The organism is Streptomyces sp. NPDC043853 (assembly GCF_056436025.1).
The window spans coordinates 23,972-33,930 of sequence record NZ_JBWKDJ010000017.1; the positions used below are offsets into that span (position 1 = coordinate 23,972).

10 protein-coding genes are annotated in these 9,959 nt (G+C 73.3%); 6 read left to right on the forward strand and 4 right to left on the reverse strand.

The features are described 5' to 3' along the window. The first annotated feature begins 130 nt into the window (after positions 1–130). Positions 131–3,121, forward strand: coding sequence for an excinuclease ABC subunit UvrA (gene uvrA / locus AC067U_RS32280; RefSeq protein ID WP_478833367.1), 2,991 nt, complete (start codon positions 131–133; stop codon positions 3,119–3,121). Between the two features lie 124 nt (positions 3,122–3,245). Here the strand turns inward: uvrA and AC067U_RS32285 are convergent, their stop codons facing one another. After that, positions 3,246–3,896, reverse strand: a complete 651-nt coding sequence (locus AC067U_RS32285; RefSeq protein ID WP_478833368.1) for an NAD(P)-dependent oxidoreductase — start codon at positions 3,894–3,896, stop codon at positions 3,246–3,248. Between the two features lie 67 nt (positions 3,897–3,963). Between AC067U_RS32285 and AC067U_RS32290 the strand changes: the two genes are divergently transcribed. After that, entirely contained in the window at positions 3,964–4,581 is a 618-nt protein-coding gene (locus tag AC067U_RS32290; protein ID WP_478833369.1) for a TetR/AcrR family transcriptional regulator, read from the forward strand. Between the two features lie 96 nt (positions 4,582–4,677). On the opposite strand, the gene AC067U_RS32295 is transcribed toward AC067U_RS32290, so the two are convergent. Next, positions 4,678–5,565 (reverse strand): carbohydrate kinase family protein, encoded by an 888-nt coding sequence (locus tag AC067U_RS32295; RefSeq protein ID WP_478833370.1) that lies wholly within the window; start codon positions 5,563–5,565, stop codon positions 4,678–4,680. 127 nt (positions 5,566–5,692) lie between these two features. Here AC067U_RS32295 and AC067U_RS32300 point away from each other — a divergent pair, with 127 nt between their 5' ends. Further along, positions 5,693–6,121: a Rieske (2Fe-2S) protein gene (locus AC067U_RS32300; protein ID WP_478833371.1), complete on the forward strand. Its 429-nt coding sequence runs from the start codon at positions 5,693–5,695 to the stop codon at positions 6,119–6,121. Here the strand turns inward: AC067U_RS32300 and AC067U_RS32305 are convergent. Next, complete coding sequence (locus AC067U_RS32305) at positions 6,108–6,530, reverse strand: DUF4345 domain-containing protein (protein ID WP_478833372.1); 423 nt, start codon at positions 6,528–6,530, stop codon at positions 6,108–6,110. The two genes, AC067U_RS32300 and AC067U_RS32305, sit on opposite strands and share 14 nt — an antisense overlap. Positions 6,531–6,614: 84 nt before the next feature. Here AC067U_RS32305 and AC067U_RS32310 point away from each other — a divergent pair, with 84 nt between their 5' ends. After that, complete coding sequence (locus tag AC067U_RS32310; RefSeq protein ID WP_478833373.1) at positions 6,615–7,235, forward strand: TetR/AcrR family transcriptional regulator; 621 nt, start codon at positions 6,615–6,617, stop codon at positions 7,233–7,235. Positions 7,236–7,249: 14 nt separating this feature from the next. Here the strand turns inward: AC067U_RS32310 and AC067U_RS32315 are convergent, their stop codons facing one another. Further along, positions 7,250–8,206 (reverse strand): hypothetical protein, encoded by a 957-nt coding sequence (locus tag AC067U_RS32315; protein WP_478833374.1) that lies wholly within the window; start codon positions 8,204–8,206, stop codon positions 7,250–7,252. A gap of 259 nt (positions 8,207–8,465) precedes the next feature. Here AC067U_RS32315 and AC067U_RS32320 point away from each other — a divergent pair, with 259 nt between their 5' ends. Then, the gene (locus tag AC067U_RS32320; RefSeq protein ID WP_478833375.1) at positions 8,466–9,074 is read left to right on the forward strand and encodes a papain-like cysteine protease family protein; all 609 of its coding nucleotides are present in this window, start codon (positions 8,466–8,468) and stop codon (positions 9,072–9,074) included. Positions 9,075–9,079: 5 nt separating this feature from the next. Continuing rightward, positions 9,080–9,940: a hypothetical protein gene (locus AC067U_RS32325; RefSeq protein WP_478833376.1), complete on the forward strand. Its 861-nt coding sequence runs from the start codon at positions 9,080–9,082 to the stop codon at positions 9,938–9,940. The last annotated feature ends 19 nt before the right edge of the window (positions 9,941–9,959 follow it).

Here is a 9,959-nt window from a genome sequence, read left to right on the forward strand (position 1 = left end):
GTGCTATACGCTCGGAAGTCCAGACCCTCCCCCAGCTACCGCTGGGGGTGCCCCAGCGCAGAGGCGCCCCCCATACCCTGGACAGCCGGGGGCCCGTGCCCCCGCTCTCTCAAGAAAGGTGCGGACCGGCGTGACCGACCGTCTCATCGTTCGTGGCGCTCGCGAGCACAACCTGAAGAACGTCTCGCTCGACCTGCCCCGCGATTCCCTCATCGTCTTCACCGGACTCTCCGGCTCGGGCAAGTCCTCCTTGGCCTTCGACACGATCTTCGCCGAGGGCCAGCGCCGCTACGTCGAGTCGCTCTCCTCCTACGCCCGCCAGTTCCTGGGCCAGATGGACAAGCCCGACGTCGACTTCATCGAGGGCCTCTCCCCGGCGGTCTCGATCGACCAGAAGTCGACCTCGCGCAACCCGCGCTCCACCGTCGGCACCATCACCGAGGTCTACGACTACCTCCGCCTGCTCTTCGCGCGCATCGGCAAGCCGCACTGCCCGGAGTGCCGCCGCCCGATCTCCCGGCAGTCGCCGCAGGCCATCGTCGACAAGGTGCTCGCGCTGCCCGAGGGCAGCCGCTTCCAGGTGCTCTCCCCGCTGGTGCGCGAGCGCAAGGGCGAGTTCGTCGACCTCTTCTCCGACCTGCAGACCAAGGGTTACAGCCGGGCCCGGGTGGACGGCGAGACCATCCAGCTCTCCGAGCCGCCGACGCTGAAGAAGCAGGAGAAGCACACCATCGAGGTGGTCGTCGACCGCCTCACGGTGAAGGAGAGCGCCAAGCGCCGCCTCACCGACTCCGTGGAGACCGCGCTCGGCCTCTCCGGGGGCATGGTCATCCTGGACTTCGTCGACCTCGCCGAGGACGACCCCGAGCGCGAGCGGATGTACTCCGAGCACCTCTACTGCCCCTACGACGACCTGTCCTTCGAGGAGCTGGAGCCGCGCTCCTTCTCCTTCAACTCGCCCTTCGGCGCCTGCCCCGACTGCACCGGCATCGGCACGCGGATGGAGGTCGACCCGGAGCTGATCGTCCCGGACGAGGACAAGTCCCTGGACGAGGGCGCGGTCTCGCCGTGGTCGCTCGGCCACACCAAGGACTACTTCCAGCGGCTGATCGGCGCGCTCGCCGGCGAGCTGGGGTTCCGTACGGACATCCCCTGGGCCGGGCTGCCGCAGCGCGCCAGGAAGGCCCTGCTGTACGGGCACAAGACGCAGATCGAGGTCCGGTACCGCAACCGGTACGGCCGCGAGCGGGCCTACACCACGGCCTTCGAAGGCGCCGTGCCCTTCGTCAAGCGACGGCACTCGGAGGCCGAGAGCGACGCCAGCCGCGAGCGCTTCGAGGGCTACATGCGCGAGGTGCCCTGCCCCACCTGTGAGGGTTCCCGGCTGAAGCCGATCGTCCTCGCCGTCACGGTGATGGAGCGGTCCATCGCCGAGGTCTCCGCGATGTCGATCAGCGAGTGCGCCGAGTTCCTCGGCGAGCTGAAGCTGGACGCCCGCGACAAGAAGATCGCCGAGCGGGTGCTGAAGGAGGTCAACGAGCGGCTGCGCTTCCTGGTCGACGTCGGCCTGGACTACCTCTCGCTCAACCGCGCGGCCGGCACCCTGTCCGGCGGCGAGGCCCAGCGCATCCGGCTGGCCACGCAGATCGGCTCCGGCCTGGTGGGCGTGCTGTACGTGCTGGACGAGCCCTCGATCGGCCTGCACCAGCGGGACAACCACCGGCTGATCGAGACCCTGGTGCGGCTGCGGGACATGGGCAACACCCTGATCGTGGTCGAGCACGACGAGGACACCATCAAGGTGGCCGACTGGGTGGTGGACATCGGTCCGGGCGCCGGCGAGCACGGCGGCAAGATCGTGCACAGCGGCTCGCTGAAGGAGCTGCTGGCCAACGGCGAGTCGATGACCGGGCAGTACCTGTCCGGGAAGAAGGAGATCTCCATCCCGGACATCCGGCGGCCGGTGAACGGCGAGCGGAAGCTGGTCGTCCGGGGTGCCAAGGAGAACAACCTCCAGGACATCGACGTGGCCTTCCCGCTGGGTGTGTTCACCGCGGTGACGGGAGTCTCCGGGTCGGGCAAGTCCACCCTGGTCAACGACATCCTGTACACGCACCTGGCGCGCGAGCTGAACGGCGCCCGGTCGGTGCCGGGCCGGCACACCCGGGTGGACGGCGACGAGCTGGTCGACAAGGTCGTGCACGTGGACCAGTCGCCGATCGGCCGTACCCCGCGGTCCAACCCGGCGACGTACACCGGTGTCTTCGACAACGTCCGCAAGCTGTTCGCGGAGACGATGGAGGCGAAGGTGCGGGGCTATCTCCCGGGCCGCTTCTCCTTCAACGTCAAGGGCGGCCGGTGTGAGAACTGCTCCGGCGACGGCACCATCAAGATCGAGATGAACTTCCTGCCGGACGTGTACGTCCCCTGCGAGGTCTGCCACGGGGCGCGCTACAACCGGGAGACCCTGGAGGTCCACTACAAGGGCAAGTCCATCGCGGAGGTGCTGGACATGCCGATCGAGGAGGCCCTGCACTTCTTCGAGGCGGTGCCGACGATCGCCCGGCACCTGCGGACGCTGACCGAGGTCGGCCTGGGGTACGTGCGGCTGGGCCAGTCGGCGCCCACCCTCTCCGGTGGTGAGGCGCAGCGCGTGAAGCTCGCCTCGGAGCTGCAGAAGCGGTCCACGGGCCGCACGGTCTACGTGCTGGACGAGCCGACCACCGGTCTGCACTTCGAGGACATCTCGAAGCTGATCAAGGTGCTGTCGGGGCTGGTGGACAAGGGCAACTCGGTGATCGTCATCGAGCACAACCTGGACGTCATCAAGACCGCGGACTGGGTCATCGACATGGGCCCGGAGGGTGGTTACGGCGGCGGCCTGGTGGTGGCCGAGGGCACTCCGGAGGAGGTCGCCGCGGTCGGCGCCAGCCACACCGGCAAGTTCCTGCGGGACATCCTCGGGGCGGACCGCGTGCTGGACTCCGTCCCCGCCGCCCGCCGCGCCCCGGCGAAGAAGGCCGCGGCCAAGGCCCCTGCGAAGAAGGCGGTTTCGGCCAAGACCCCGGCCAAGAAGACGGCTGCGGCGAAGAAGACGACCACCCGGTCGCGCACGGCCTAGCATCCGGCCGGGGCGGTCGCGGACGGCGGAACACCGTCGGCCCGCGGCCGCCCCGTTCGCGTGTGCGGGCGAGGCGGGCGAGGCGGACGCGGGCCGTCTCCCGGGCCGTGCCCGGGGTCGTGCCTCAGGTGGCGACGCCCACGGCCTGGCGGGCCGTGGCGGGGTCCGTCAGCGCGGTCAGCAGGGCGTCCGCGACGTCCGCGCGGGCGATGGTGCGGCCGCCGCGGACATTGGCGCCGATGGCCCGCCGGTAGGTCCCGGTGCGCGGCTTGTCCAGGAGCATCGGCGGGCGGATCACCGTCCACTCGGTGGCGCTCGCGCCCATCGCCGCCTCCATCACGGCGAGGTCGGCGTAGAGGTCCCGCAGCAGCCGGCGCAGCAGCGGGTAGACCAGGGCGCGGGTGAGCACCGACTCGCCCTCGGGCAGGACCCCGACCGGGGCGGCGCTGACCGCGGAGACCCGGCTCACTCCCGTCCGGTCCATCGCCGAGACGATGGCCCGCAGCGCCGGCCCCGCGATCGGGGCCGCCTTCGCCTGCTTGTTGCTCGCCGCCCCCAGCGCCGAGACCACCGCGTCCCGGCCCGCGAGTACGGGGAGCAGCGCCTCCTCGTCGGTGACATCACGCACCACGGCCACCTCCAGGCGCTCCTGCGGCGGGATCTCCAGCCTGGCCGGGTCGCGGACCACGGCCGTCACCTCATGGCCGGCGGCCAGTGCCTGTCGTACGACCTGCCGCCCGACACCGCCGGTGGCCCCGAACACGGTGAGCTTCATGGTGGTCCATCCCTTCCCGGGTGGTGAGTGAGTACTCACTCACCCCTGTGGAAGGTATGGTGAGTGAATGCTCACCCCCTCGTCAAGCCCGCAGCCGCAGCGTCCGACCCCCGAGCGCCTGCTGGACGCCGCCGAGAAGCTGATGCGCACGGTCGGCCTGGCCCACACCACCACCAAGGCCATCGCCCGCGAGGCCGGCTGCTCGGAGGCGGCGCTCTACAAGCACTACGCGAACAAGGAGGAACTGTTCGTCAGGGTGCTGATGGAGCGCACCCCCAATGCCGGGCCGCTGCTCGCCGCACTCGCCGCCGATCCGGCGGAGGGCGCCGTCGAGGAGGGCCTGGCCGAGATCGCCCGACACGCCTCGCTGTTCTATGCCGACGCCATGACCATGGCCGCCTCGATCTTCGCCGAGCCCTCCCTGCTGTCCCGCCACCGCGAGGGGATCCGGGCCCGGGGCGTCGGCCCGCACATGGTGCGGGAAGCGCTCGTCGCACACATCGAACGGGCCCGCGCCCGCGGGGTGGTCGGGCCGGACGCCGATGTGCGCACGGCCGCCGCGCTGCTGCTCGGTGCCTGCTTCCAGCGGGCCTTCTTCCTGCACGCCGCGGGGGAGGAAGTGGTCGATCCGGTCGAGCGGTTCGCCCCGGCCGTGGCCCACGGGGTCTGGGCCGCGATCCGCTGAGCCCGCTGCGATCCCGCTGAGCCCGCCGCGCCCGCCGGGGGAGGGGCCGGCCGCGAGCCCCGAGGACCGTACCCGGGCCCCGCGGGCCGCACGCCCCTACACGCGGGCGGGGTCCGCGAGTTCCTCCGCGTACGGCGGCTCCGCGCCCGGACGGGTGCAGGTCAGGGCCGCGGCGCGGGCCGCGTACGCCAGGGTGGCTGGCCAGTCCACCGATTCCGGGCCGTCGGCCAGCCGGTGCAGCAGGGCGGCGTTCACCGTGTCCCCGGCCCCGATCGTGTCCGCCACCGCGACCCGCTGCGCCGGAACGAAGTGCTGCTCACCCGACGCGGTGCGCACGGTCAGCCCCGCCGCGCCCCGGGTCAGTACCACCGCCGAGGCCCCGGCCGCCAGCCAGTCCTCCGGCCGACCTCCCAGCCAGGCAGCGTCCTCCTCCGACAGCTTGAGCACCGACACGTACGGCAGCCAGGACCGGAACCGGGCCCGGTACGCGTCCGGCGCCGCGATCAGCGCCGGGCGGATGTTCGGGTCGAGCAGGGTGAGCAGGCCGCGCGCCGACTCCCGGCGCAGGAGCGCCTCGTACGCGCTCGCGCCCGGCTCCAGCACCAGCGAGCAGGTGCCCAGTGCCAGCGCCCGGGTCCGGGCGGGCAGCGAATCCGGCAGGGTGAACAGCCGGTCCGCCGTGCCCTCCGTGTAGAAGCCGTACGCCGCCGACCCGTCCGGCCCCAGCGAGGGCACGGCCAGCGTGGTCGGCTCGGGCCCGCGCTGCACCAGCGACAGGTCCACCCCGGCCGCCCGCAGTCCGGACAGCAGGGTCTCGCCGAAGCCGTCGGTGGACACCCGCGAGCAGAAGGCGACCTCGGTGCCGAGCCGGCCCAGGGCGAGCGCGGTGTTGTACGGTCCGCCGCCCGGCCGGGGCAGCAGCGCGCCCGCCGGCCGGTCCACCGGTACCAGATCGATCAGGGCCTCGCCGGCTACGACAATCACACCGGGGAACGTACCGCACGGAACGGGCGGAGCGGAGGGATAGGTACCGCTCGCGTCCGGCGTCGGCGCCGCACGTATCGTCGGGGTGTTCGCGCACCACCGCCGCACCGTTCCACCGGGAGATCCCATGCCGTCGCAGCCCGCCGCCCGCCGTACCGTGCTCAAGGGCGCCGCCGCCCTCGCGGGGGCCGCCGGCGCGGGCGTGACCCTCTCCGCCTGCTCGACCGCGACCAACAGCGGCGGCCGCACCCCCGCCACCCCCACCGCGCCCGTGGAACTGGGCGCGGCGGCCGACGTCCCGGTCGGCGGCGCGAAGCTGTTCCGGGAGGAGAAGCTCCTGGTGAGCTGCCCGGCCGAGGGCCAGTACAAGGCGTTCAGCGCCCAGTGCACGCACGCCGGCTGCGTCCTCGACAAGATCGAGGACGGCGAGGCCAACTGCCCCTGCCACCGCAGCCGCTTCGACGTCACCACCGGCAAGGTGCTCAGCGGCCCGGCGAGCGACCCGCTTCCCGGCGTCCCGGTCCGGGCCGAGGGCGGCACGCTCATCGCGGGCTGACGGCCGGCACCCCCGACGGCTGCCGCTCCCGGAACGCCCGCTCGTCGGCGTCCGCCAGCCAGAACAGGACCGGCGGGAGGACGAGCTCGATCACGGTCAGCACCACCTGGAACGAGTGCGGCCACCCGTGCACGGCCAGGGACAGCAGCCGCCCCGCGGCGCCCAGCAGGAACACCGCCGCGAGCCACCGCACCACGCGCGCCGGAACGGGATCCTGCCGGGCCGCCCACAGCCAGGCCAGCCCGTACCCGGCGAAGACCGCGCCGAAGAACCGGCCCAGGCTGTCCAGGGTGGGGCCGGCGTCGGCCCCGCCCGGAACCGCGGCATTGCCGGCGACCACGTGGAACAGCCCGATCGCGGTGCAGGCGAGGCCCATCGCCCACGCGAACAGCCGGAGTGCCTTGGCCATGACTCCACCCCACTTGGTTGACGTGTGTCTACTTAGGCTCAGGGTAGGTCCCCTTGGTAGACGCGTGTCAAGTAGTCTGGGCGGGTGCCGCCCCGCCGACGCCTCACCCCCGCCGACCGCCGTGCCCAGCTGCTCGCCGTCGGCGCCCGGTTCTTCGCCGCCGCCCCCTACGAGGAGGTGCTGATGGAGGAGGTCGCCCGGGAGGCCGGTGTCTCCCGAGCCCTGCTCTACAAGCACTTCCCGAGCAAGCACGCCCTCTTCGCGGCGGTCTACGGGCAGGCGGCCGACCGGCTGCTGGAGGCGACGCTGTTCGACCCCGGCGCCACGCTCGTCGAACAGCTCGCCCAGGGCCTGGACGCCCACCTCGACTACTTCACCGCCAACCGCCACGCCGTCCTGGCCGCGAACCGGGTGCTGGCGGGCGACCCGGTCATCCAGACGATCATGACGGACGAGCTCGACGCCCTGCGCTCACGCCTGCTCGGGGTGCTCCCGCTCGCCGACGAACGCACGCACGACGCCGTCTCCGCGGCGCTGAAGGCCTGGCTGGTGTTCGTCCAGGTGCTGTGCGTGGACTGGCTCACCCAGGAGACCTGCACCCGCGCCGAGCTCCGGGACGCCTGCATCGGCGCCGCGGTGGGCGCCCTGCGCCCCCTGCTCCCCGCGGACCCGGCCCCGGACTGGCCGCCCGCCGGTCCCGCATAGGCCGGCCGCAGGCCCTACTCCCAGTCCCAGCCGATGCCCAGGATGCCCCGCCGGACCGCCTGGTCCACCAGGTGCACGCTCCGGTGCGGGCCCGTCGCCGTGAGCTCGGCCAGGCCGGCGCGCGGCGCGGCCGGACCGGTCTGCCGGAAGCGCACGCAGCGCACCGGCAGCGCCGCCTCGTCGAAGCGGACCTGGAGCACGTACTGGCCGCCGGCGTAGCCGAAGCCGCGCAGGTACTCGCCGCTCACCCCGCCGGTGCCGTCCTCGAAGCCGTAGCCGAAGACGTACGTGTCCCCACTGCGCAGGCGGGTGTCGAAGAGCAGCTCCGCCACCACCACCCCGGCCTCGGAGTGCCGGCGGACCCGGCCCGTCCGGCAGTTCTCACCGGGCCGGACCCGCACCCGGGAGGGATCACAGCCCGGGTCGCCGTGGTGCACGGCCAGGTAGCGGTCGACCCCGTCGCGGTGGGCCCGTACGACGTGCCGGGAATCGCGCTCCCGGAGCTCACGGAGCGGACCGATCCGCACCCGCTCGTGGTGCCCCAGGGTGTGCAGACCGCCGTCGGCGGGCAGCCCCAGCCCGTCCAGCAGTTCCTCCACGGCCGCCCCGACCCCCAGCAGCGCGCGGTACGGGCGGGCGGTCGGGCGCCCCGGGTCGGCGGGGGCGACCGCCGGGGAGAGCAGCCGCACCAGCGAGCCGGCCGGCAGCTCCAGGATCTCCTCCAGGGCCCGGACCGCTTTCAGGGACTCGGGGCGGTGCGGCCGCCGGGCGCCCTGTTGCCAGTAACTCAGGCTGGTCACACCGAGCTTGATGCCGCGCAGGGCGAGCCGGTGCTGTACGCGGTGCAGCGGCAGCCGGCGCGCGGCGATCGCGGCGCGCAGGGCCGCGTGGAAGGGGCCGGCCCGGAGCAGCCGGGCCAGTTCGCCGCGGTCTCCGAGCCGGTGCTCCGGGGTCCCGGCTGTCCCTGGCATGGCGGCTCCCGCCCCTCGTGTGAACGTTCACGCCGGGTGGTGCGGGAGGGCGCGCCGGTGGCACCCGGTACCCAGGTGGCGGGACGGCCCGCGTTCACACCGCGGGCGGCTCGTTCACAGTGCGATGTCACGGCGTATTGAAGCGTGTTGACCTGATCGCGACAACACCCTGATGCTCTCGTGCACAGCGTCCGGACGCGCTCCTCCATCCCCGACTCCCCCGGCCCCACCCGGGGGACCCCCACACGGGAGGAACGCCATGCGTACCCGAAAGAGGCGGCTCTCGCCTGCCGCCTTCCTCTCCGTCCTGCTTCTCGCCCTGTCCGCGGGCACGGCCACCGCCACCGCCACGACGACCGCCGCCGAGGCCGGTCCGGACGGCGCGCTCGCCTGGAAGCGGCTGAACATCACCATGCAGGCCCAGCAGAAGACCAACTGGTGCTGGGCGGCCGGCGGCAACACCATCGCCACCTGGTACGGCCGCAAGCACAGCCAGAACCAGTTCTGCAACGCCGCCTTCAACCGGCAGCAGGGCACCGAGTGCCCCAACAACCAGGCCACCCTCGGCAACGTCCAGAACGGGCTGAGCTGGGCCGGCATCAACCCGGGCTCGTACGTGACCGGTTGGCTGCGTTACCCCACGGTGCAGACCGAGATCGACGCGAACCGCCCGGTCGAGACCCGGATCCAGTGGTCGGGCGGCGGCGGCCACATGCACGTCATCTACGGCTACGACACCGCCGACAACCGGGTGTACTGGGGCGACCCCTGGCCCTCCAGCGACCGCTACAACTGGGCCTCGCACGCCTGGTACGTGAACAACAGCTCCTTCTCCTGGACCCACTCGCTCTACCGGATCGGGGCGTGACCGCCATGGGCCTTCGTGCAGCCGTTGCCGGCGCCGCCGTCCTCGGTGCGGTCGTCCTTCCGGCGGTCGCGGTCGGGCAGGCCGCCGCCGCGCCCGTGCCGCAGCCGTCCGCCGTCACCGTCGAGGACCGGGCCGCGGCCCGGGTGGCGGCCGGGGCGCCCGGCACCCTGGACACGCTGTCGCGGTTCTTCGCCCGGGAGGGCAAGGTCTCCCCGGCCGGGGCGCGGCCCAGGATCGAGGGCGAGACCATACCCGTCCACTACCTGTCGCCCGAGTTCGTCGCGGGGCGGGCGGGCGCGCCGGTGTCCCGGCTGGAGTTCCTCGTCAGCGGGGCGGTGTCCTCCGACGGTCAGCAGGCGGCGCTCTGGACCGCGAAGACCGGGGCCGGTGCCGCGGCCGGGTGGGAGGTGGTCAACATCGCCACCGGCGACGACGAGTTCCGGTACGCCCGCGCGGGCGCGGAGCGGTTGCCCGGCGGGACGGTGTTCCGCGAGCCGCAGATCGACGCCTGGTACGTGGCCGGGGCAGGGCGGATCCTCCCGCTCGACGAGGACGCCGTACGGGCGGTGGGCGAGCGCGGCACCACGCTGGACGCGTACCGGGCCAGGGTGGTCAAGGCGTACGGGGACAAGCTGCCGGGGTCGGCGTACGCGCGGAGCGGTGAGGCGGGCGGGTACGGCGCGGCCGCCGGTCCGGCCGCAGCTCCTGCCCCGGCCCCCGCCGCGGTCCCGGCCCCGGCGGCCGGGCCGGAATCCGGCACGCCCTTCGGCGCCGGTGCCGGTGCTGTCTCCGTCGGAGCGGCCGTGGCGGCCGGGCTCGGTGCGATCGGGATCCGCCGCAGCCGCCGGGCCCGGACCACGGTGTAGCCGCGGGGCGGGAGAGGAG

What these genes read in the sequence shown, in the direction of transcription:
- AC067U_RS32285 (WP_478833368.1), bottom strand. Translation starts at nt 3,896, where the DNA reads ATGAAGCTCACCGTGTTCGGGGCCACCGGCGGTGTCGGGCGGCAGGTC.
- AC067U_RS32290 (WP_478833369.1), top strand. Translation starts at nt 3,964, where the DNA reads ATGCTCACCCCCTCGTCAAGCCCGCAGCCGCAGCGTCCGACCCCCGAG.
- AC067U_RS32315 (WP_478833374.1), bottom strand. Translation starts at nt 8,206, where the DNA reads ATGCCAGGGACAGCCGGGACCCCGGAGCACCGGCTCGGAGACCGCGGC.
- AC067U_RS32305 (WP_478833372.1), bottom strand. Translation starts at nt 6,530, where the DNA reads ATGGCCAAGGCACTCCGGCTGTTCGCGTGGGCGATGGGCCTCGCCTGC.
- AC067U_RS32325 (WP_478833376.1), top strand. Translation starts at nt 9,080, where the DNA reads ATGGGCCTTCGTGCAGCCGTTGCCGGCGCCGCCGTCCTCGGTGCGGTC.
- AC067U_RS32300 (WP_478833371.1), top strand. Translation starts at nt 5,693, where the DNA reads ATGCCGTCGCAGCCCGCCGCCCGCCGTACCGTGCTCAAGGGCGCCGCC.
- AC067U_RS32320 (WP_478833375.1), top strand. Translation starts at nt 8,466, where the DNA reads ATGCGTACCCGAAAGAGGCGGCTCTCGCCTGCCGCCTTCCTCTCCGTC.